Origin of the sequence: Kitasatospora sp. NPDC058478 (assembly GCF_042720345.1) — a bacterium.
GTDB lineage: Bacteria > Actinomycetota > Actinomycetes > Streptomycetales > Streptomycetaceae > Kitasatospora.
In genome coordinates, this window is record NZ_JBHXML010000084.1 from 22,964 (window position 1) to 44,919 (window position 21,956).

Annotated in this window: 18 protein-coding genes; 11 read left to right on the top strand and 7 right to left on the bottom strand. The window is 73.9% G+C overall.

The genetic code is table 11. The features are described 5' to 3' along the window. Positions 1 to 3 precede the first annotated feature (3 nt). From ACFWPT_RS35005 to ACFWPT_RS35015, 3 genes are all read right to left on the bottom strand, one after another. A complete protein-coding gene (locus ACFWPT_RS35005) occupies positions 4 to 1,296 on the bottom strand; it encodes a coenzyme F420-0:L-glutamate ligase (RefSeq protein ID WP_380377358.1) in 1,293 nt (430 codons plus the stop codon). A 40-nt stretch (positions 1,297 to 1,336) separates the two neighbouring features. Next, a complete protein-coding gene (gene cofD / locus ACFWPT_RS35010) occupies positions 1,337 to 2,296 on the bottom strand; it encodes a 2-phospho-L-lactate transferase (RefSeq protein ID WP_363377420.1) in 960 nt (319 codons plus the stop codon). 92 nt (positions 2,297 to 2,388) lie between these two features. Continuing rightward, complete coding sequence (locus ACFWPT_RS35015) at positions 2,389 to 3,015, bottom strand: cysteine dioxygenase (RefSeq protein ID WP_380486801.1); 627 nt, start codon at positions 3,013 to 3,015, stop codon at positions 2,389 to 2,391. Positions 3,016 to 3,644: 629 nt separating this feature from the next. Between ACFWPT_RS35015 and ACFWPT_RS35020 the strand changes: the two genes are divergently transcribed. The 3 genes from ACFWPT_RS35020 to ACFWPT_RS35030 all read left to right on the top strand — a co-directional run bounded on the left by ACFWPT_RS35020 (position 3,645) and on the right by ACFWPT_RS35030 (position 9,714). Further along, positions 3,645 to 3,917: a WhiB family transcriptional regulator gene (locus tag ACFWPT_RS35020; RefSeq protein WP_063349134.1), complete on the top strand. Its 273-nt coding sequence runs from the start codon at positions 3,645 to 3,647 to the stop codon at positions 3,915 to 3,917. A 217-nt stretch (positions 3,918 to 4,134) separates the two neighbouring features. Next, positions 4,135 to 7,986, top strand: a complete 3,852-nt coding sequence (locus ACFWPT_RS35025) for a glycosyltransferase family 2 protein (protein WP_380377359.1) — start codon at positions 4,135 to 4,137, stop codon at positions 7,984 to 7,986. Positions 7,987 to 7,992: 6 nt separating this feature from the next. Further along, entirely contained in the window at positions 7,993 to 9,714 is a 1,722-nt protein-coding gene (locus ACFWPT_RS35030; protein WP_380486794.1) for a DUF5719 family protein, read from the top strand. Between the two features lie 53 nt (positions 9,715 to 9,767). On the opposite strand, the gene ACFWPT_RS35035 is transcribed toward ACFWPT_RS35030, so the two are convergent. After that, complete coding sequence (locus ACFWPT_RS35035; protein WP_079135840.1) at positions 9,768 to 10,220, bottom strand: metallopeptidase family protein; 453 nt, start codon at positions 10,218 to 10,220, stop codon at positions 9,768 to 9,770. A gap of 85 nt (positions 10,221 to 10,305) precedes the next feature. Here ACFWPT_RS35035 and ACFWPT_RS35040 point away from each other — a divergent pair, with 85 nt between their 5' ends. The 6 genes from ACFWPT_RS35040 (at position 10,306) to ahcY (ending at position 16,809) form a co-directional block, all read left to right on the top strand. After that, positions 10,306 to 10,749, top strand: coding sequence for a DUF3499 domain-containing protein (locus ACFWPT_RS35040; protein ID WP_079136306.1), 444 nt, complete (start codon positions 10,306 to 10,308; stop codon positions 10,747 to 10,749). 190 nt (positions 10,750 to 10,939) lie between these two features. Continuing rightward, positions 10,940 to 12,325, top strand: coding sequence for a phosphomannomutase/phosphoglucomutase (locus ACFWPT_RS35045; RefSeq protein WP_063349137.1), 1,386 nt, complete (start codon positions 10,940 to 10,942; stop codon positions 12,323 to 12,325). A gap of 83 nt (positions 12,326 to 12,408) precedes the next feature. Beyond that, entirely contained in the window at positions 12,409 to 12,591 is a 183-nt protein-coding gene (locus tag ACFWPT_RS35050) for a Trm112 family protein (RefSeq protein ID WP_063349138.1), read from the top strand. Positions 12,592 to 12,657: 66 nt separating this feature from the next. Then, positions 12,658 to 13,932, top strand: coding sequence for an SIS domain-containing protein (locus ACFWPT_RS35055; RefSeq protein WP_380343738.1), 1,275 nt, complete (start codon positions 12,658 to 12,660; stop codon positions 13,930 to 13,932). Positions 13,933 to 14,008: 76 nt separating this feature from the next. Continuing rightward, on the top strand, positions 14,009 to 14,986 hold the full coding sequence (locus ACFWPT_RS35060; protein ID WP_380430764.1) for a cation diffusion facilitator family transporter: 978 nt from the start codon (positions 14,009 to 14,011) through the stop codon (positions 14,984 to 14,986). 374 nt (positions 14,987 to 15,360) lie between these two features. Continuing rightward, positions 15,361 to 16,809, top strand: a complete 1,449-nt coding sequence (gene ahcY, locus ACFWPT_RS35065) for an adenosylhomocysteinase (protein WP_063349141.1) — start codon at positions 15,361 to 15,363, stop codon at positions 16,807 to 16,809. Between the two features lie 94 nt (positions 16,810 to 16,903). Here ahcY and ACFWPT_RS35070 read toward each other — a convergent pair whose 3' ends face one another. Next, the gene (locus ACFWPT_RS35070; protein ID WP_380486797.1) at positions 16,904 to 17,977 is read right to left on the bottom strand and encodes a hypothetical protein; all 1,074 of its coding nucleotides are present in this window, start codon (positions 17,975 to 17,977) and stop codon (positions 16,904 to 16,906) included. Further along, on the bottom strand, positions 17,974 to 18,486 hold the full coding sequence (locus ACFWPT_RS35075) for a SigE family RNA polymerase sigma factor (protein WP_380380942.1): 513 nt from the start codon (positions 18,484 to 18,486) through the stop codon (positions 17,974 to 17,976). The genes ACFWPT_RS35070 and ACFWPT_RS35075 overlap by 4 nt, the downstream gene beginning before the upstream one ends. A 111-nt stretch (positions 18,487 to 18,597) precedes the next feature. Between ACFWPT_RS35075 and ACFWPT_RS35080 the strand changes: the two genes are divergently transcribed. Further along, positions 18,598 to 19,248: a hypothetical protein gene (locus ACFWPT_RS35080; RefSeq protein ID WP_350886472.1), complete on the top strand. Its 651-nt coding sequence runs from the start codon at positions 18,598 to 18,600 to the stop codon at positions 19,246 to 19,248. A gap of 60 nt (positions 19,249 to 19,308) precedes the next feature. Here ACFWPT_RS35080 and ACFWPT_RS35085 read toward each other — a convergent pair whose 3' ends face one another. Further along, on the bottom strand, positions 19,309 to 20,250 hold the full coding sequence (locus tag ACFWPT_RS35085; protein WP_380486799.1) for an RDD family protein: 942 nt from the start codon (positions 20,248 to 20,250) through the stop codon (positions 19,309 to 19,311). Positions 20,251 to 20,543: 293 nt separating this feature from the next. Here ACFWPT_RS35085 and ACFWPT_RS35090 point away from each other — a divergent pair, with 293 nt between their 5' ends. Beyond that, on the top strand, positions 20,544 to 21,548 hold the full coding sequence (locus ACFWPT_RS35090; protein ID WP_063349146.1) for a stage II sporulation protein M: 1,005 nt from the start codon (positions 20,544 to 20,546) through the stop codon (positions 21,546 to 21,548). Positions 21,549 to 21,956 lie beyond the last annotated feature (408 nt).

The following is a 21,956-nucleotide window of genomic DNA, read 5'->3' on the forward strand; positions in this document are numbered from 1 at the left end:
CCGCTACCGCACCTCGATGAAGGTGTCGGCGCTGCGGTCCGGGCGTTCGCGCGGGGGTTCGGCGGGGCGGCCGACGGCGATGGCGCCCATCGGGTCCCAGCCGTCCGGGAGGTCGAGGGCCGCGCGGACGGTGTCGCGGCAGAACATGGTGGACGACACCCAGGCGGAGCCGTAGCCCTCGCCGGTGAGGGCGACCAGGAGGTTCTGCACGGCGGCGCCGGCGGCGACGGTGAACATCTCCCGTTCGGCGGCGGCGCGCCGCTGGTCGGGGTAGTGGTGCGAGCCGTCCATGACGAGGCAGGGCACCACCAGGTAGGGCGCCTCGCGCAGGACGTCGCCGCGGGCGGTGCGGCGGGCGATCCGGGCGTCGTCCCAGCCGTCGAGTTCGCGCAGGTCGCGCTGCCAGGCGGCGAGCATCGCGTCGAGCAGCCGGGTGCGGGTCTGCGCCGTCTCCAGCAGGACGAACCGCCACGGCGTGGTGTGGTGCGGGGCGGGCGCGGTGACGGCGGCGGCGACGGCGCGGCGCACGGCGCCGGGGTCGACCGGGGCGTCGGTGAAGGAGCGGACGGTGCGCCGCAGGGTGACGGCCTGGCGCAGCGCCTCGGAGGTGCCGAGCCGGAACATGTCGTCGACGGCGGGGCGGACCAGCGGCCGGGTGCCGTCGCCGTCCTCGGCGGTGACGAGGTGGCCGAGCCCGCGGACGACGGCGACCGGCACGCCGCTGGTCTTGCCCTTCACCAGGTCGGCGGCGGCGGCGAGTTCGTCGGCGGTGGCGGTGACGGTGAGCGCCAGCTCGTTGCCGTGGCTGTCGGTGCGCCCGCGGTGGTCCTCCAGTACGGACAGTCCGGCGGCGCCGATGGCGACGTCGGTGAGTCCGTTGCGCCAGGGCCGGCCGAAGGTGTCGGTGACGACGACGGCGAGCCGGCGGCCGGTGAGCTGCTGGAGCCGCCCGCGCAGGGCGCGGGCGGAGGCGTCCGGGTCCTCGGGCAGCAGCAGGACGGTGCCGGGGGCGGTGTTGGAGGCGTCGACGCCGGCGGCGGCCATGACGAAGCCGTTGCGGTTCTCGACGATCCGGGCGTGGCCGCGCCGGGCGACCACCCGGACGGTCTCGGCCTCGATCGCGGCCTCGCGGTCGGCGGCGTGCAGCAGCCGGCCCTCGGCCTTGCTGACGATCTTCGAGGTGACGATCAGGATGTCGCCGTCCTGGTACTCGCCGGCCTTGGCGAGCAGCGCGGCGAGGTCGGTCCCGGCGTCGATCTCCGGCAGCCCCTCGACCGGCAGGATCTGCAGGCTCATGCGCCCGCCCCGCTGCGCCCGCGCCCGCGCCCGCGCCCGCTCACTTGCGCACCTGCTCGGCGAGGGCGAGGGCGGCCCGGGCCATCTCGGCGGTGGCCTCGACGTCGGTCATCAGTAGCGGGACGGCCCGGCAGGCGATCCCGGCGGCTTCGACGGCGGCGACCGAGGCCTGGTCGGCGGTGTCGACGAGCCAGCCGTCGATGAGTGCGGAGCCGTAGTTCAGTGCGACCGCCTCCGCGGTGGCCTCGACGCCGACGGCGGCGAGCACCTTGTCGGCCATGCCGCGCACCGGGGCGCCGCCGATGATCGGGGAGAGCCCGACGACGGGGGCGGGGGCGGCGGCGACGGCCTCCCGGATGCCGGGGACGGCGAGGATGGTGCCGATGGAGACGACCGGGTTGGACGGCGGGAAGAGGATGACGTCGGCGGCGGCGAGGGCCTCCAGGACGCCGGGCGCGGGCTTGGCGGTGTCGGCGCCGACCGGGATGATCGCCTCGGCGTCGACGGCGGCGTGCAGCCTGACCCAGTACTCCTGGAAGTGGATCGCCCGGGTGCCCTGCTCGTCGGTGATCCGCACGTGGGTCTCGACCCGGTCGTCGCTCATCGGCAGCAGCCGTACGCCGGGCTTCCAGCGCACGCACAGCGCCTCGGTGACCTGGCTGAGGCTGTAGCCGGCGGTGAGCATCTGGCTGCGGACGAGGTGGGTGGCGAAGTCGCGGTCGCCGAGCCCGAACCACTCGGGGCCGACGCCGTACTCCTTCATCTCGGCCTTGATCGACCAGGTCTCGTCGGTGCGGCCCCAGCCCTGCTCCTCGTGGATGCCGCCGCCGAGGGTGTACATCACGGTGTCGAGGTCGGGACAGACCTTGAGGCCGTAGAGGTGGATGTCGTCGCCGGTGTTGCCGATGACGGTGATCTCGTCCTGCGGTCCGACCGCCGCGAGGAGTCCGCGCAGGAAGCGCGCTCCGCCGATTCCGCCTGCCAGTGCCACGATGCGCATGGGTTCATCCTGCCACGGTCCGACTGCCCGTCAGCCCGGTCGTAGGTCCGGTCGCCGGCGGGTGCGACGGCCGGGCTGACGGGGGCGGGTGCTCAGTGTGCCTCGGCCTGGGCCTGCGGGTGCTGCTCGGGGACGGCGGTGCCGCCGTACTGGTTCATCTCGGTGAGGCCCGGGGTGTAGAGGTGGATGGAGACGGCGGGTTCGAGCGTGCCGTTGACCACCTCGTGGAGGTAGCCGGAGGAGAAGACCCGCTGCCCGCCGGGGCGCAGGGTGCGGGCTCCCTCGCCGGCGCGGGTGAGCGAGCGCTCGATCAGCTCGCCCTGGACGACGGTCATCACGCCGGAGGACTCGCCGTGGTCGTGGAAGCCGCTGCTCTGGCCGGGCAGCCAGCTGAGCAGCCAGACCTCGTAGCCGGGGCCGGTCTCCAGCCGGGCGTACCAGCGGGTGAGCGCGTCGTAGCGGACCAGGGGTTCCCAGCGGGCGCGGTCGGCGGCGATCTCGCGGATCAGCCGGGCGTGGCCGGCCACGGTGGTGGGGTGGCGGGGCAGGTCGGTGCGGGCCAGGTGCGGGAAGGCGAGCGGGTCGCCGGCGATGGAGACGTCGCTGAGGCCGTCGGTCCAGCCCCGGGCGGGCGCGGTGGGCGCGGTGGGCGCGGTGGGGGAGGGGCTTCGGCGGGCGAGTTTGTTGCGGTCGCGGTTCCGCTTGCGGATGCGGGTCATACGCACGGGAGTCGTCCTCGGAGTGGCGGCTGGTTCGTCGGGGATCAGCCGGATCCGGGATGTCCTGGGACGGGAATCGCGGGCGGCCTCTGTGCTTCCTGGGGGCGGCGCGCGGTGGGACGCGGGCGCCTAGATACAGCAGGAGCAGAGGCGACAACAAGAGTTCACGGCACGGCGGAGCGTGGAACCGCTCCGGGGGCTGGCGAACTCTGACATGGGGGAAAGGAGACCGCATCCGTGGGGCCGGTGTCAAACACAGGGATGCGGCATTCGAGAGGGTTACGCCAAGAAGTTGCCCGGATGGGGTGATAAATCACGCTCTATGTTTCGATGGGAAGATCGCCGGGAAGGCAGGGCGATGACCGGCCTGTGATGGTGACCGAGCGTCACTCGCCGAAGGGTTGTGGCTGGTTCGACGCCGTTCAGGGCTTTCGGATCGAAGGTCCAATGTGTCCGAATATGTACACTATTCGTAACGGCTTGGTGCCGGGGAGTGAATCCTCGCCCCAATACCAGAGCTCGGCTTGACTGAGCCAGAGTGACGCAACTGTAATTTCACTCGTGTCGTCGGCCGCACGAGGCAACGGCAACCACGGGGACGCCAAGTAGGGGCAGAGGAGGCGCGCCACATGAGCGAGCTCTTTGAGCTGTTGATCGGTGACGGCATCGCGGAGGAGGAAGAGGAACTCGGTTGGCAGGAGCGCGCGTTGTGCGCCCAGACCGACCCCGAGTCCTTCTTCCCCGAGAAGGGCGGCTCCACGCGCGAGGCCAAGAAGGTCTGCCTCGCCTGCGAGGTCCGTTCGGAATGCCTGGAGTACGCCCTCGCCAATGACGAGCGGTTCGGCATCTGGGGCGGCCTCTCCGAGCGCGAGCGCCGCCGGCTCAAGAAGAGCGCGGTCTGACCGGGGCGGCCGCCGACCCCCGCTGACCCTTCGACAACCACACGGCAGTACGGGCGCCTCACCGCGGCGGTGGGGCGCTTTCGTGTTCCCTGCCGGCTCTTCACCGGTCCCGCACCGGCACCGCGGACGAAGCCGCCATCCGGAGCCGTTAGTGTGGTGCGCCATCCGGTTGCCGTTCACCGGCTGTGTCCACCGAGAACTGAGGCCCGCGCACTCGATGACCGTCTACAGCCACCAGAGCGGCTTCACCGCTGCCAGGCCGCCCGCCTACCCGCGCCACCTGGTCACCGCAGTGATCGTCTCGCACGACGGGGCCCGCTGGCTGCCGCAGGCCCTCGCCGGCCTGCTCGGCCAGGACCGCCAGGTCCAGCGGGTGCTCGCGGTCGACACCGGTTCCACCGACAACTCTCCGCAACTGCTGGCGGACACCCTCGCCGACTGGCTGCCCGAGAGCGGCCCGCTGCTCCTCGGCCGCCGGGCCGGCTTCGGCACCGCCGTCGCCGAGGCCGTCTTCAGCAGCCCGCCGCTGCGCCCGGAGGACCTGCCGTACCGGCTCGACCCCTCCGGCTACGACCCGGTCACCGGCGGCTGGGACGACTTCGGCGACCCGCTCGCCCAGGAGGACGACCTCGGCCGCGGCGGCCCGCGCGAGACCCAGCCCGTCGAATGGCTCTGGCTGCTGCACGACGACTGCGAGCCGCAGACCGACGCGCTGCGCCGGCTGCTCCAGGTCGCCGACTCCACCCCCAGCGCCGCCGTGGTCGGCCCCAAGCTGCGCAGCTGGTACGACCGCCGCCAGCTGCTGGAGGTCGGCGTCACCATCGCCCGCTCCGGCCGCCGCTGGACCGGCCTCGACCGCCGCGAGCAGGACCAGGGCCAGCACGACCAGGTCCGCCCGGTGCTCGCCGTCTCCAGCGCCGGCATGCTGGTGCGCCGCGACGTCTTCGAGGAACTCGGCGGCTTCGACAAGGCGCTGCCGCTGATGCGCGACGACGCCGACTTCTGCTGGCGGGTCAACGCCGCCGGCCACCGCGTGGTGGTCGCCCCCGACGCCGTGCTGCGGCACGCCGAGGCGGCCAGCCGCGAGCGCCGCGCCATCGACTGCGGCCCCGCCCACCCGCACCGGGTGGACAAGGCCGGCGCCGTCTACACCCTGCTCGCCAACTGCAAGGGCGCGCTCTTCCCCTACGTCCTGCTGCGGTTGGTGCTCGGCACCCTGCTGCGGGCCGTCACCAACCTGCTCGGCAAGGACCCGCGCCAGGCCTTCGACGAGCTCACCGGCCTCGGCCACGAACTCGTCCGCTTCCCCCGGCTGCTGGCCGCGCGCAAGCAGCGCGCCCGCACCCGGGCCGCCGACGCCCTGGACGACCGCACGCTCTTCCCGCCGCCCGGCGCCACCGCCCGGCTCGCCGTCGAGGGCGTGATCGGCTCCCTCGGCATAGGGGGAGGGGACGACACCGGCCGGCACGGCACGGTCGAGGCCGGGCCGGGCGGCGAGGACGACGAGGACCTGGTCGTCGAGCAGTTCACGCTGATCAAGAAGCTGGCCCGGCGTCCGGCGCCGGTGCTGTTCGCGGCCCTGCTGGTGTTCGCCCTGATCGCCTGCCGCGGCCTGTTCGGCAGCGGCGAGCTGTTCGGCGGCGCCCTGCTGCCGGCCACCGACGGCGCCGGCGGCCTCTGGTCGATGTACGCGGACGCCTGGCATCCGATCGGCACCGGCTCCGCCGCCGCCGCGCCGCCGTACCTCGGCGTGCTCGCGGTGCTGTCCTGGGTGCTGTTCGACCACGCCGACCTCGCGCTCACCCTGCTGGTCGTGCTCACCGTGCCGCTGTCCGCGGTCAGCGCCTACCTGGTGTCCCGGCCGCTGCTGGACTCCAAGCTCGTCCGGGCCTGGGCCAGCGCCGCCTACGCGCTGCTGCCCGCCGCGACCGGCGCGCTCGCCCAGGGCCGGATCGGCACCGCCGTCCTCGCCGTGCTGCTGCCGCCGCTGGCCCGCGCCGCCGCGATCGCGGCCGGTCTCGGCATCCGCGACGAGAGCGCCGCCAAGGGCGCCCGCCCGGGGTGGCGGCCGGTCTGGATGACCGTCCTGCTGCTCACCCTGGCCACCTCCTTCGTGCCGTTGACCTGGGCGCTCGCCCTGCCGCTGTGCCTGGCGACGCTGGTCGTCGCGGTGGTCCGCGGCGGTGCCTTCGGCTCGGGCGGCGCCGCGCTGCGCCTGCTCGGCCTGCGCGTCCTGGTGATCCTCGCGCTGCCCGTCCTGGTGCTGGCGCCGTGGTCGCTGTCGGTGCTGGCGCACCCGCAGTGGCTGCTGCTGGAGGCCGGCCTGCCCGGCCTGCACGGCACCGGTGCGAGCGCGGCCGGCCTGCTGCTGGTCAACCCGGGCGGCGCCGGGGTGCCGCCGGTCTGGCTGTCGGCCGGCGTGGTGCTCGCCGCGCTCGCCGCACTGCTGCGCGCCGACCGCCGCCGTGCGGTGCTGTCCGCCTGGGGTGCGGCCGGTGCGGGTCTGGTCTTCGCGGTCGCGGTGGCGGGCACCTCCGTCACCCCGGCCTCCGGCGGCCCGGCGGTGCCCGCCTGGGCCGGCCCGGCCTCGCTGATCGCCGGGATCGCCCTGCTGGCGGCCGCCGCGATCGGTGCCGACGGCGCCAACGCCCGAGTGGCCGGGATCGCCTTCGGCTGGCGCCAGCCGGTGGCCGCGCTGGTGGTGGCCGCCGCGGTGCTGGCCCCGCTGGGCACCGGCCTGTGGTGGGCGCTCACCGGCGCCGGCAAGCCGCTGCACCGGGCCCAGGCCGGCCAGGTGCCCGCGTTCATCGCGGAGGAGGCCGGTACCACCGACCGGTCCCGCACCCTGGTCGTCACCGGCGACCCGGGCGGCGGCGCGGTCCGCTACACCGTGGTCCGCGGCGCGGGCCTGACGCTCGGCCAGGCCGAGTCCACCGTCGACCCGGCGACCGGCACCCAGGACGGCCTGAACAAGATGGTCGGCAGCCTGCTGGCCGGTTCCGGCGCCGACCAGGCCGGTGCGCTCTCCGGCTACGGCATCGCCTACGTGCTGGTCCAGCAGTCGGTGATCGGCACCTACAAGGACGTCCTGGACACCACCCCCGGTCTGGTCAAGGCCAATCAGGACGGCGACTCCGCGCTCTGGCAGGTCACCGGCGCCCCCGCCGTCCGTGCGGTGATCACCGCCCCGGGCGCCGCCCCGGTGGTCGTCCCGGCCGGGGCCCGCGACCTCACCGCCACCGTCCCGGCCGGCCCGGACGGCCGGGTGCTGCGGCTCGCCGAGTCCGCCGCACCCGAGTGGAAGGCCACCGTGGGCGGCACCGCGCTGGAGTCCGTCACGGTCGACGGCTGGGCGCAGGGCTTCAAGCTCCCGGCCGGCGGCGGCAAGCTGACCGTCACCCGGGAGGACGGCTTCGCGCACACCGGCTGGATCTGGGCCCAGGTGCTGCTCGGCCTGACCGTCCTGGTGCTGGCCCTGCCCGGACGCCGCAGCCACAAGGACGACGACCTGCCCGAGGAGGTGGTGGCCGCCGCCGCGCTGGCCGCCGCGGCCCAGGCGCAGGCGCCCGCCCCCGGCAGCCGCCGGGCCCGCCGGATGGCCGAGCGCGGCGAGGGCGGCGAGGACGGCGGGGTGTACGAGGGCCCGCCGGGCGCGATCCCGGCGCAGCCGGCCGGCGAGCCGATGGCCGAGGCGGTCCAGGCGGCCGCCGCCGTCCAGGAGACCGAGCCGTACGCCGACCCGTACCAGACGTACCAGCAGGCCGACCCGTACAGCTACGACCAGTACGCGGCCCAGCAGCCGGTGGCCGCGCCGTACGGCGGCCAGGGGTACGACGGCCAGGGCTACGAGGGCTACCAGCCGCAGGCGTACCCGCAGCAGGGCTACGAGCAGCAGCCGTACCCGCAGGAGCAGCAGTACGGCTACGAGCAGCAGCCCTACCAGCAGACGGAGCACCAGCAGCCGTGGGTGCCGGGGCAGCCGCAGGCCGAGCCCTACTACGACCCCAACGACCCGAACGACCCCAACGGCACGGGCCGGTACCCGCACCAGCACGGATCGGGGAGCTGACCCGCGATGAAGAAGCCCGCATTCAGGAAGAAGTCCGCGCCCGAGGCCGTCGAGCCGACGGAGACCGCCGAGGCCGGGCAGTCCGGGCAGTCCGGGCACGCCCCGGCCCAGGCGCCGGAGCCCGCGGCCTCCGCCCGGCCGGCCGGGCGGTCCGGGGGCACCAGGACCACGCAGTCCCTGCTGGCCGCGGCCGTCGTGCTCGCGGCGGTGTTCGGGATCGCCGAGACGCGCCCGCCGGCCGTCCCCGCCAAGGCGGACGGCGGCGTCGCCCCGACCACCGCGCAGGTCGAGCGGACGGCGGCGGTCTGCCCGCAGCCGCTCCAGGGCCTGACCGGCTCGACCACGCTCACCGCCTACACCCCGCCCGGGGCGGGCGGCGCCACCGGCGGGGCCGGCTGGCTCTCCGACGCCGCCGCGCCCGCGACCCCGCCGACCACCGCCCCCTCCGCCCCGGCGTCCGGCGCCCCCGCCGCGCCGTCCGGCTCGGCCGCTCCGGCCGCTCCGGACAAGGGCGCCGCGCCCGCCGACGCCCGGCTGACCCTGGCCAAGCCCGGCGCCCCGGCCACCGGCCCGGCCGCCAACGGCGACACCGCGCCCGGCACCGGGGCCGTCGCCACCGGCGCTCTCGCCCCCGGCTTCACCGTCACCCAGACCACCGTGGTCACCGAGCAGCGCGGCCTCGGCCTGTCCGGCCTCACCTGCACCCCCGCCGGGACCAGCTTCTGGTTCGCCGGGGCCAGCACGGCCGGCGACCGGGTCGACTACGTCAGCCTGGTGAACACCGAGTCCTCCGCCGCCGTGGTCGACATCAAGCTGTACGGCGACAAGGGCCTGATCGAGAACGACGCCGCCAACGGCATCACCGTCGCCCCCGGCAGCTCCCAGTCCGTGCTGCTGCCGACGATCAGCAAGGGCGCGGTCAACGACCTCGCCGTGCACGTGGTCGCCCGCAGCGGGCGGGTCGGTGCCGCGCTGCACGCCGCCGATGGTGCCAAGGGCGCCGACTGGATCCCGGCCTCGGCCGAACCGGCGGCCACCCAGGTGCTGCCAGGCCTGCCCGCCGACACCTCCGCCGCCCACCTGGTGGTCTGGGCGCCGCCGGAGGACGACGCCGACCTGAAGATCCAGCTCTCCGGCAAGAACGGCTGGTTCACCCCGGCCGGCAACGAGTCCATCCACATCAAGGCGGGCATGGTGGCCGCCGTCGACCTCGGCAAGGTCACCCGCGACGAGGTCGCCGGGCTGCGGCTGTCGCCCACCGACGACAAGCACCCGACCCGGGTCGTGGCGGGCCTGCGGGTCGACCGGGCCGGGGGCGGCGGCAAGAGCGACGCGGCCTGGCTCACCGGCACCGGCCCGGTCGGGGCCCGCGCCACGGTCGCCGACAACCGGGCCGGCGCGTCCACGCTGTTCCTGACCTCCGCCGGCGACGCCGCCACCGTCCGGGTCACCGCCTCGGCCGGCAGCGGCGGCGGCACCCCGGTGAGCAAGGACGTCCAGCTGCCGGCCGGCGGCACGGTCGCCCTCCCGGCGCCCGAGCCCGGTGGGCTGAACGGCAGCTTCGCGCTCACCGTCGAGACCGTCTCCGGCGGCCCGGTGATGGCCGCCCGGATGCTCTCGCTGCCCGCCAAGGACGTGCCGATGTTCACCATCCAGGCGCTGCGCGACGACCACAGCACCGTCAGGGTCCCGCGGGCCGGCCAGGATCCGGGCGTCGTCCTGCGCTGACCGGTCGGACGGGGCGGTACCCGGCAGGCCCGGGTACCGCCCCGTCCGCGTGCTCAGTCCTCGTCGTAGCGCGGGTCGATGGCGTCCGGGGACAGTCCCAGCAGCTCCGCCACCTGCTCGATCAGGATCTCGTGCACCAGCGCCGCGCGGTCCTCGCGGGTCTTCGCCCGGATCTCCACCGGCCGCCGGTACACCACGATCTGGCTCTTGCGCCCCTGCTTGCCCGGCAGCACCCGCCCCAGCGGCACGCCGTCCTCGCCGTCGGCCGCGTCGGGCTCGTGCAGCGGCACCTCCTGGACGGCGAACTCCACTTCGATCAGCTGCGGCCAGCGCCGTTCAAGACGCTCCACCGATTCGCGCACGTAGTCGTCGAACAGTTCGGAGCGGGTGAGCGAGATCGGCACCTGTGGCGGCGCCAGCGGGCCGCGCAGCCCCCTGCCGTGCCGGTCGCGATGCCGGGGACGGCGCGAGGGTCCCGTCGATGACTGCGGTGCAGAGCTGTCCATATCACTGCCGAGGGTAGTCCTTGGACGGTCGGAAGTGGACTACTCCGACGGGGAAACGCCCGGGGCGGCGGAGGCGTGGACCGGCGTGCGGACCGCGACACGGCACACCCGCCGGACAGGCGGTCTTCGCTCCCCGGCGAGGAGTGCGGTACCGTCCACCCTCGTGAGCTCTGTACGTCGTTGTTCGCGGACCGCGTGCGGCCGGCCGGCCGTCGCGACGCTGACGTACGTCTACGCGGACTCCACCGCCGTCCTGGGCCCGCTCGCCACCTACGCCGAGCCGCACTGCTACGACCTGTGCGCCGAGCACGCCGAGCGCCTCACCGCCCCGCGCGGCTGGGAGGTCGTCCGGTTGGCCGCCGAGGCCGGGCCGCTGCGCCGCAGCAGTGACGACCTGGAGGCCCTCGCCAACGCCGTCCGCGAGGCCGCCCGGCCGCAGACCCCCCGTCAGGGCCGCGGGTCCGAGGGCGAGTCCACCGAGGGCGGCCGCCGCGGCCACCTGCGCGTCCTGCGCTCGCCGGACAACTGACGCCGCACAGCCGACGCCGTACCCCGCCCGGGCCTGCACCGGGCGTTCGTCCGACTTGGGTACGCTGCCCGTCTACCGTCACCGCGGACCGTCGACCGAACGGGCGGTGACCCCGACGTATCGTGACCGTGGGCGGCCAGCCGCCGATCACACGCACACCGACCAGTACAGAGACCAGGGTGGAGCCGCAGTGCGCGACCTCAAGCAGCTCGTGAAGGCCTACGACGTCCGAGGCGTCGTCCCGGACCAGTGGGACGAGCACCTGTCCCGGGCCTTCGGCGCCGCGTTCGTGCAGGTCACCGGCGCGTCCGCGATCGTCGTCGGCCACGACATGCGCCCCTCCTCCCCGTCGCTCACCCGGGCGTTCGCCGAGGGCGCCGCCGCCTACGGCGCCGACGTGGTCCAGATCGGCCTCTGCTCGACCGACCAGCTCTACTACGCCAGCGGCAAGCTCGACCTGCCCGGCGCGATGTTCACCGCCAGCCACAACCCGGCCCAGTACAACGGAATCAAGCTGTGCCGGGCCGGCGCCGCCCCGGTCGGCCAGGACACCGGCCTCTCCGAGATCCGCGAGCTGGTCGAGTCCTGGACGGGCGAGGACGACACCGTCACCGTCCCGGCCAAGGACGTCAAGCCCGGTGCGCTGTCCGAGCAGGACACCCTGCGCGGCTACGCCGACCACCTGCTGGGCCTGGTCGACCTCACCGCGATCCGCCCGCTCAAGGTCGTCGTGGACGCGGGCAACGGCATGGGCGGCCACACCGTGCCGACCGTCTTCGACGGCCTGCCGATCGAGCTCGTCCCGATGTACTTCGAGCTGGACGGGACCTTCCCCAACCACGAGGCCAACCCGCTCGACCCGAAGAACATCGTCGACCTCCAGGCCAAGGTCCGCGAGGTCGGCGCCGACCTCGGCCTGGCCTTCGACGGCGACGCCGACCGCTGCTTCGTCGTCGACGAGCGCGGCGAGCCGGTCTCCCCGTCCGCCATCACCGCCCTGGTCGCCGCCCGCGAGATCGCCCGCGCCCAGGCCGCCGGCGAGGCCGAGCCGACCGTCATCCACAACCTGATCACCTCCTGGACCGTCCCCGAGGTGGTCCGCGAGCTCGGCGCCAACCCGGTGCGCACCCGGGTCGGCCACTCCTTCATCAAGCAGGAGATGGCCGTCACCGACGCCGTCTTCGGCGGCGAGCACTCCGCGCACTACTACTTCCGCGACTTCTGGCGCGCCGACACCGGCATGCTGGCCGCGCTGCACGTGCTGGCCGCGCTCGGCGGGCAGCCCGGCACGCTGTCCGCGCTCACCGCCGAGTACGACCGCTACGCCGCCTCCGGCGAGATCAACAGCACCGTCGCCGACCAGGCCGCCAGCACCGCCGCCGTCCGCGCCGCCTACGCCGGCCTGGAGGGCACCACCGTCGACGAGCTGGACGGCCTCACCGTGGCCGGCCCGGACTGGTGGTTCAACCTGCGCGCCTCCAACACCGAGCCGCTGCTGCGCCTGAACGCCGAGGCCAAGGACCCGGCGAAGATGGCCGAGCTGCGCGACGGCGTGCTCGCCATCGTCCGCGCCTGACCGAGGCCTCCTGTGCCCCGGCCGGTAGGGTTGCCTATCGGCCGGGGCACCGCCGTGCCACCCCCCGACTTTTGGAGAGCCCCATGAAGCTCGAATCCTTCCTGCTGGAGATCCTGGTCTGCCCGCAGTGCCGGGCCGCGCTCACCGAGGGCGGCACCGAGGAGCAGCCCGAGCTGCTCTGCACCGGCGCGGACTGCGGCCTCGCGTACCCGGTCCGGGACGGCATTCCGGTCCTGCTGGTGGACGAGGCCCGCCGCCCGGCCTGATCCTTGGGGCGAAGCCCCCACCCCGCCAGCCCAGCGCGCACAGGACAGCAGCCGGAGGCCCGCCGCATGCTCGACGACACCCTGCTCGACGACCCGGCCGCCCTGCAGCGCGCCGACCGCGACCGCGCCCTGCTGGCCCTGGCCGGTGCCGGCGCGCGGGTCCGCACCGCGCTGCGGCTGGCCGACGCGGCCGGCCTGGACCGGCTGCGCCCGGACGGCCGCCCGCGCGCCGTCCTGGTCGCGGGCCACGGCAGCGCCCTGACGGCGGGCGAGATCCTGACCGCGCTGGCCGGCCACGCCGGCCTGATCACCACGCTGCCGCCGACCGAGGCGGCCGCCCCGCGCGCCGACCGGGCCGGCGCGCCGCCCGCCTTCACCGCCGGGCTCGGCTGGCAACTGCCCGGCTGGGCCGGCCCGCTGGACCTCCTGGTGGTCAGCTCCGCCGACGGCGGCGAACCGGGCCTGGTCGGCCTCGCCGAGCAGGCCTACGCGCGCGGCTGCGCGATCGTGGTCACCGCCCCGGCGGGCAGCCCGCTGGCCGAGGCTGCGCTGCAGGTGCGCGCGCTGCCGCTGCCGTACGTGGCCTCCGCGCTGCCCGAGGACGAGGCGCCCGCCGGCCCGGCCGCCGAGCCGGACCTCCCCGCCGAGGACCCGGCCGCGCTGTGGTCCCACCTCGCCCCGCTGCTCGCGCTCGCCCAGAAGATCGGCATCACCCAGCTGCCGTACGACGCGCTGCCGGCCGTCGCCGACCTGCTGGACGCGACCGCCGTCCGCTGCCGCCCCGACGCCGCCGCGTACACCAACCCGGCCAAGGGCCTGGCCGCCCGGCTGGCCGGGACGGTCCCGCTGCTGTGGGCCGAGGGCCCGATCGCCGGGGCCGTCGCCACCCGCTTCGCCGCCCAGCTCGCCGAACGGGCCGGCCGCCCGGCGCTGGCCGGGCCGCTGCCGCAGGTGCTGACCGCCCACCGCGGCATGTTCACCGGCCAGTTGGGCGCGGGCGCGGACCCGGACGACTTCTTCCGCGACCGGGTCGACGAGCCGGATCCGCTGCACCTCCAGGTCCTGCTGCTGCGGCACGTCCCGGGGGCGCCCGGTGCCCAGTCCGGTGTCCGTCCCGGCGGCGCGCCCGAGGAGCAGGGCGGGCCGGCCGAGGTGCCGGAGGACGACGCGGGCCCGCGCAGCTTCGGCGTCACCCGCGCGCACCGGCTGGCCGGCGCCCACGACGTCCGGCTGACCGAGTACGCGACCAGCCGGCCGGACCCGCTGCACGCGCTCGCCGACCTGGTCGCGCTGACCGACTTCGCCGCCGTCTACCTCGGGCTCGCCGCCGCGCAGTCCTGAGCCGCGCCGCACGGCCGGTACGGTAAGCGCTCGACGGAGCAGCGCGACCAGCCATTGCGGCGGAGGGACCCGAAGCATGAGTACAGAAGGCGGCACCAAGGCACTGGTCGCGGCACTGTCCGCGAACCTGGCGATCGCGGTGGCCAAGTTCACCGCCTTCGGCTTCACCGGCTCCTCGTCGATGCTGGCCGAGGGCGTGCACTCGGTCGCCGACTCGGGCAACCAGGTGCTGCTGCTGATCGGCGGCAAGCGGGCGCGCCGGGAGGCGGACGAGGAGCACCCGTTCGGGTACGGCCGCGAGCGCTACGTCTACGGCTTCCTGGTGGCGATCGTCCTCTTCAGCGTCGGCGGCCTGTTCGCGATCTACGAGGGCTGGCACAAGGTCAACCACCCGGAGAAGCTGGACTCCTGGGGCTGGGCGGTCGGCGTGCTGCTCTTCGCCGTCGCGATGGAGGGCTGGTCCTTCCTCACCGCGATGCGCGAGTCGGCGAAGGCCAAGGGCGGCCAGGGCTGGGTGCAGTTCATCCGCACCGCCAAGGCCCCGGAGCTGCCGGTGGTGCTGCTGGAGGACGCCGGCGCGCTGATCGGCCTGGTGCTCGCGCTGCTCGGCGTCTCGCTCACCGTGGTCACCGGCGACGGCGTCTGGGACGGCGTCGGCACCCTGGGCATCGGCCTCCTGCTGGTGGTGATCGCGGTGGTGCTCGCCCTGGAGACCAAGTCGCTGCTGCTCGGCGAGTCCGCCGACCGGGATTCGGTGCGCCGGATCCGCGAGGCGCTGGTGGACGGCGAGGCCGTCACCGGCGTGATCCACATGCGCACCCTGCACCTGGGGCCGGAGGAACTGCTGGTCGCCGCCAAGATCGCGGTCAACGCGGAGGACAGCGCCGCCCGCGTCGCGCAGGCGATCGACGCGGCGGAGGAGCGGGTCCGGGCCGCCGTCCCGATCGCGCGGGCGATCTACCTGGAGCCCGACGTCTACAGCGCCGAGAAGGCCGCCGCGGGCGAGGACCCGGCGGCCACCCCCGGCGGGCCCGGGCCCGGCGCCTCGCACTGACCGGCGCCGGGCCGCCCCTGGCCGGGGCCGGCCGGGGGCGGACCAGGGGGCCGGCTGGGATCCGCTTGAGGACCCGTCCGGTCCGAGGCCGAAATCGCTCATCGGCGGACGGCCGGTGGGGCCGCCGGTGTAGATTCGTCACCAGAGCCAGAACGTCGCTGCTGATGGCGGTTGATCGGCGGTCCGCCCCTGTGGGGTGTGCCCCGGTCGAGGGAGAGAGGTCCTCCGACGGTTTGTGCTGCGCAGCAGGGAACCGGTCCAGCACCACGGATCCGGCCGCCCCGGCGTAGCCGTGCACCCGTACGGCCCCGCCCCGCTGCGACCGCACACACAGGACCTTGGCCACGCCCACCCCATCAGCGAGGAGCAGACGCATGTCGACCGACACCACCGGTGACTTCAAGGTCGCCGACCTTTCCCTGGCGCCGTTCGGCCGCAAGGAGATCCAGCTGGCCGAGCACGAGATGCCCGGCCTGATGTCGATCCGCGCCGAGTACGCCGAGTCGAAGCCGCTGACCGGCGCCCGCATCACCGGCTCGCTGCACATGACCGTGCAGACCGCCGTCCTCATCGAGACCCTGACCGCCCTGGGCGCCGAGGTCCGCTGGTGCTCCTGCAACATCTTCTCCACCCAGGACCACGCGGCCGCCGCCATCGCGGTCGGCCCGGAGGGCACCCCGGAGAACCCGCAGGGCGTGCCGGTCTTCGCCTGGAAGGGCGAGACCCTGGACGAGTACTGGTGGTGCACCGAGCAGGCCCTGACCTGGCCTGAGGGCAAGACCCCGAACATGATCCTGGACGACGGCGGCGACGCCACCCTGCTGATCCACAAGGGCGTCGAGTTCGAGAAGGCCGGTGCCGCGCCGGACCCGTCCACCGCGGACAACGACGAGTTCCGGATCATCCTGGAGCTGCTCAACCGCACCCTCAAGGACTCCCCGAACAAGTGGACCGAGGTCGCCGCCACCATCAAGGGCGTGACCGAGGAGACCACCACCGGTGTCCACCGCCTGTACGAGATGCACCGTGACGGCCAGCTGCTGTTCCCGGCGATCAACGTCAACGACTCGGTCACCAAGTCGAAGTTCGACAACAAGTACGGCTGCCGCCACTCGCTCATCGACGGCATCAACCGCGCCACCGACGTCCTGATCGGCGGCAAGGTCGCCGTCGTCTGCGGCTACGGCGACGTCGGCAAGGGCTGCGCCGAGTCGCTGCGCGGCCAGGGCGCCCGCGTCATCGTCACCGAGATCGACCCGATCTGCGCGCTCCAGGCGGCGATGGACGGCTACCAGGTCGCCACCCTGGAGGACGTCGTCGAGACGGCCGACATCTTCATCACCACCACGGGCAACAAGGACATCATCATGGCCTCCCACATGGCCCGGATGAAGCACCAGGCCATCGTCGGCAACATCGGCCACTTCGACAACGAGATCGACATGGCCGGCCTGGCGCAGCTGCCCGGCGTGGTGAAGACCGAGGTCAAGCCGCAGGTCCACGAGTGGCGCAAGGCGGACGGCCGCACCATCATCGTCCTCTCCGAGGGCCGCCTGCTGAACCTGGGCAACGCGACCGGCCACCCGTCGTTCGTGATGTCCAACTCCTTCGCGAACCAGACGATCGCCCAGATCGAGCTGTTCACGAAGACCGAGCAGTACCCGATCGGCGTCTACGTGCTGCCCAAGCACCTGGACGAGAAGGTCGCCCGGCTGCACCTCGACGCGCTCGGCGTGAAGCTGACCACCCTGAGCCAGGACCAGGCCGACTACATCGGCGTCCCGGTCGAGGGCCCGTACAAGGCGGATCAGTACCGCTACTGATGCGGTGAACCGCGGCTGACGCGGTGCGGCGTACGCCGGTGGCCGGCACCCCTGCGCAGGGGTGCCGGCCACCGGCGCGTTCGGCGGTCTGTGTTCAGGGCACGATGACGTCGGTGGTCCAGTCGGCGGCGTCCGGGCCGAGGGCCTTGGTGTGGGCGAGCATCCAGGGGAGGCCACCGAGCTGCTCCAGGGAGGGCGGATCGCCGGCTCCGGTGCCGATGGAGATCTCCACCCCGTTCTGGACGGACTCCAAGGGCGGGTGCGGGTCGGTGTAGGGCGAGCCGTCCGTGCTGGTGTAGACCGGGCGCGGCCCGACCGGCCGCATGCTGACCGAGACGTTCTTCCCCTCGACCTGGAACATCAGCCACAGGTCCCAGGCGCCGACGCCGTCCAGGTCCGGACGCGAGAGCATGACGTCGGTGGCCTTGAACGTCTCGGGCAGGCCGGTGAACTGCACCGGCAGCGGGACGTTCCAGTGGCCGAACCGGACGCCGGTGGCGACCTTGTGGAGGACTTCGTCGGTGACGTCCCCGGGCGTCTGGCCGTCCACGCTGACCTCGGCCCAGCGGCCCTCGGGGGTCAGCCAGCGCAGCGTCGGCTGGTAGCTCTCGGGCTGGTCGGCGACCACCCGGTAGGCCGGTCGTCCGTTGACCGGTTCGGCGTCGACCTTGCTGAGTTTCACGTTGACCCCCGTCATCGGGGGCTCGGAGCCCGCCGGGTACTGGGAGAGCCTGATGCGGGCAGCGTTCTTGCCCGCGCCTCGGGCCTGGGCGTAGATGCCGTGGTAGCCGGTCTCGTAGCCGATGTGCTGCTCGCCGCCCACCCAGTCGGGCAGCCAGCCGAAGTGGACCTCGGTGGTCAGCGGGTCGATGCCGCTCACGGTCGGGGTGGGGGTCGGAGTCGGCGTCGAGGACGGCGAGGTGCTCGGGGTGGGCCCCGCCGGCGGTGTCGGGGTGACGGTGCCGCTTCCCGGGGCCAGCAGCGCGGTGGTCGCCACCACCGCCACCGTCACGGCGGCGACGGCGCCGACCGCGGCGCGCTTGCGACGGCGCAGCCGGGCGGTGCCCTCGGCGATCGAGCGGTCGGCGTCGAACCGCGCAGGTGGCGCCGACCCGTCGGCGAGGGCCGTCAGCCGGGCGGTGAGGTCGTGGTGATCCTTGCTGGTCATGGCGTCCTCTCTGCGACGGTGGGGCGGGCGGCGAGCCTGCCGCGGAGGGTGTCCAGGGCCCGGGAGCTCTGGCTCTTGACGTTGCCCGACGAGCAGCCCATGGCGTCGGCGGCCTGGTCGATCGTCAGGTCGCAGTAGTACCGGAGCACCACGGCCGCCCGTTGGCGGGCCGGCAGCGTCGCCAGGGCGTGGCGCAGGTCCAGCGAGGCGTCGAGGTCGACGGGCACGGACTCGGTGTCGAGGTCGGTGCCCGGCCGGCTGGTCCGCCGCCACCAGGAGGTGCGCTGCTCGGCCAGGAAGGTGTTGACCAGCACCCTGCGGGCGTAGCCGTCCAGGTTCTCCATGCGGCCTGCCCGCGACCAGTTCACGTACAGCTTGGTGATGGTCTCCTGGACCAGGTCGTCCGCGCGGTGCCAGTCCCCGCACAGCAGATAGGCGACCTTGCGCAGCCAGCCGCTCCTGGAAGTCACGTACTCCGTGAACTCCTCGTCGCGTGCCTGCTTCGCCATCTGCGCCCCCCTTCTCCCTCGTGTCGTCGGCGCTCGTGCGCGCCGTCCACCCCCCTAATGCGGGCACCCGCCCCGAACGTTGCATGCGAATGCGCACGTAGGCTTTCGGGCATGCCCAACGGCCGGTACTCGCTCCATACAGCCATGACTCCTCTGGGTCACGACCGCGTGCTGCTCGGGGAGGAGCGCTTCAGCTGCGCCCCCGGGGCGGCCGGCTGGCGGTACGTCTCCAAGACCTACGCGCCGGACGGGCGGGTGATCGGCAGCGTCGACCTCACCCTGGACTCGCGGGCCCGCCCGCTGCGGATGGAGCTGCGGGCCGGCGGCTGGCAGGTGCGCGGCGGCGCGGTGGACGGCGTCGCCTGGGTCCGGACGGACGCGGCGGACCCGGGCGGCGAGCACAGCGTGGAGGGGCACGACCGGGCGCACGGGTTCACCGGCGGCTCGCCGGCCTTCCTGGTCGCCACCGCCCGGCTGCTGCGGCTGCGGGAGGGGGCGAGCGCGCGGGTGCGGCTGGTCGCGTTCACCGAACCGGTGCTGGCGCCGCGCACCTTCGACCAGGGGTGGCTGCTGGAGGGTGTCGACACGCACCAGACCGACTCCGGGCCGCTGCTGGTCGAGCGGTACCAGGTCGCGGACCTGGAGACCGGCGAGCAGCAGGTCGTGCACCTCGCGGGGGACGTGGTGCTGGCGGCCGACGGGATCGAACTGGAGGAGCTGGCGTCGCCGCCGAACGCCTGGCCGGCGCAGTTCGGGGAGTAGGTCCGGGTTGCGCGGGCCGGGCTGAGTGGGTCGGGCGGCGGGCCCGAGGGCGCGGTGAGCCTAGGCGGGCGGCGCGAAGCCGGTGTCGGGGGCCGGTGTCGGGGCCGGTTCCGGGGTTGGTGCCGGTGCCGGGGACGGCTGGTCGGCGGTGGGCGGGGCGGGCTTCTCGAAGGAGGGGGCGGCCGGCTGGGGCGCGGGAGCCGGCCACGCGGCGGGTGCGGGGGCCGCGGTCCGCTGCCACTGCGCCTGGGCCCGCGTCCACTCCCGGCGCTGGCGCTCGGTGAGCACCGCGCCCAGGTACGCCGCCGGGTGCAGCCCCTGCGCCACCGGGTGACCGGTCCGGGCGGCCAGGTCGCCGGCCAGCCGGGTGGACATCTGGAGCGCCACCGCCGGGTCCAACTGGCCTATGCGGCCCAGCAGTTGGCGGATCGCCAGCCAGAGCGGCTCCGGCACCGCGGACAGGTCCATCGCGACCAGCTCCCGGCCCATCGCCTGGAGCAGGTGCGGGTGCACGGGCGGCAGCGGGGGCGGCGTCCCACCACCCGGGGTGCGCTCGCGGACGACCACCGTCCCGGCGAAGATGTCGCCCAGCCGCTTGCCGTCCGCGTTCACGGCCGAGGTGATCACCGCCGGCACGCCGGTCATGGCGACCAGCTCCATGAAGCCGACCAGCCCGCGCACCAGCGAGTGCCGGAACCGCACCGGGCCGCCGTCGGTGCGCACCACCCGCAGGCCGAGCGCGGCCTTGCCGAGCGAGCGCCCGTGGCTGAAGGTCTCGACCATCACCGGCACGGCCACCAGGAAGAACACCAGCAACCCGATCAGCGTGGCCGCCAGCGCTGCACCGTCCAGTCCGATCAGGGCGACGCTCAGGGTGAGCGAGACCAGGAACAGGGCGGCGAACTCCACGAGCAGGTCCAGCGTGATCGCCAGCGCCCGGCTGGGAAGCTTCGCCGTCTGCAGGTCGAGGACGACCGCCTCACCCGTCACCAGGTCGCTCAAGACACCTGTCCGTTCACGTTCGTGGAGCCGTACAGCTCACTCATGGAGGCCGCCGAGGGCGGCACGGACGAGGGGAGGGACGTCACCCGGACCGACCCCCACGACCTGCTCTCCGCAGTCTGATCCGCAGCCGCAAACATACGGCGCCCGGTGGCCGCACGGGAAGTGAGATCCCGGCGGCCGGGGTGCCCACCGCTCCTGGCATGCTGGGCCGCGCGTGTCCGTACGTACCCGCCCGTCCGCCCGCCCGCGACCGGGCCCCTCGCGCCCACCGCCGACCATGGAGCCGCCGAATGGACCTGGACGTCTTCGTCGCCACCCACCAGGGGGAGTGGGCACGGCTGGACGCCCTCGCCCGACGGCGCCGGCTCAGCGGGGAGGAGGCCGACGAACTGGTCACTCTCTACCAGCGCGCCACCGGCCACCTGGCCAAGGTCCAGGCCGCCGCACCGGACCCGGCCCTGCTCAGCCGACTGACCGGCCTGGTCTCGCGGGCGCGCAGCGCGGTGACCGGATCGCGCAGCAGCGGCTGGCACGACGTCGCCCGGTACTACACGGTGAGCTTCCCGGCCGCGCTGTACCGCGCGCGCCGCTGGTGGGTGCCGGTCGCGGTCGTCTCGCTGCTGGCCACTGCGGTGCTCGCCTGGTGGATGGCCACCCACCCCGAGGTCCGCAACAGCCTGGTCGCCCCGGATCACCTGCGGGAGATGACCCGCCCGGGCGGGCAGTACGAGTCGTACTACTCGGACCGCCCGGCGAGTTCGTTCGCCGCACAGGTCTGGACGAACAACGCCTGGATCGCCGTGCAGTGCCTGCTGTTCGGGATCGCGCTGGGTCTCCCGGTGCTCTGGGTGATGTGGACCAACGTGGTCAACCTCGGTGTCGGCGTCGGGCTGATGGCCTCCGCCGGGCGACTCGACGTCTTCCTCGGCCTGCTCATCCCGCACGGCCTGTTGGAGCTGACCGCGGTGTTCGTGGCCGGCGGCCTCGGTCTGCGCCTCGGCTGGACGGTCATCGACCCCGGCCCGCGCACCCGTGGAACGGCCCTGGCCGAACAGGGCCGCTCCATCATCGGCATGTCCATCGGCCTCGCGACGGTGCTGGCCGTTTCCGGTGTACTCGAAGCGTTCGTCACCCCTTCCGGACTGCCCACCTGGGCGCGCATCTCGATCGGCGTGCTGGCCGAGGCGGCATTCCTCCTCTACGCGCTGGTGTGGGGCCGAAAGGCCGCCGAGGCCGGCGAAGTCGGTGATCTGGACGCGGCCGATCGGGCGGATCTGCAACCCGTCGCGGCCTGAGGCGAGGTGATCCACACGCCTCTGACCTGGTACTCTTCTCGCATCCCGACCAAACCATTGACGTGGTGAGGGTGGGCTAGTAGGTTTGAACGGTTGGGACAGACTGGACAACGGTCAGTCCCGGGCGTTAGTGTCTACGACACCGCCAAATCGAGGTGAGCGCGTTTTATGAATGCGCATCCTTCGACGAAGCAAAATCCCGCGGACTGAGCACACCGAAAGCTTTGATAAGCTTCGGAGCGAAGTTCGAAGGAAATCCCGCCAGCGGGAATTCGGAGAAACGAAGCCGGTAAGAACGGCCGCGAGGATCTGATAAGCTGGAAACACGAAAGAACGAAGCGCCCGGAGGGCCCGCTGGAAGGCGGTCCGAAGGAAGTGTCCGTTCCTTGAGAACTCAACAGCGTGCCA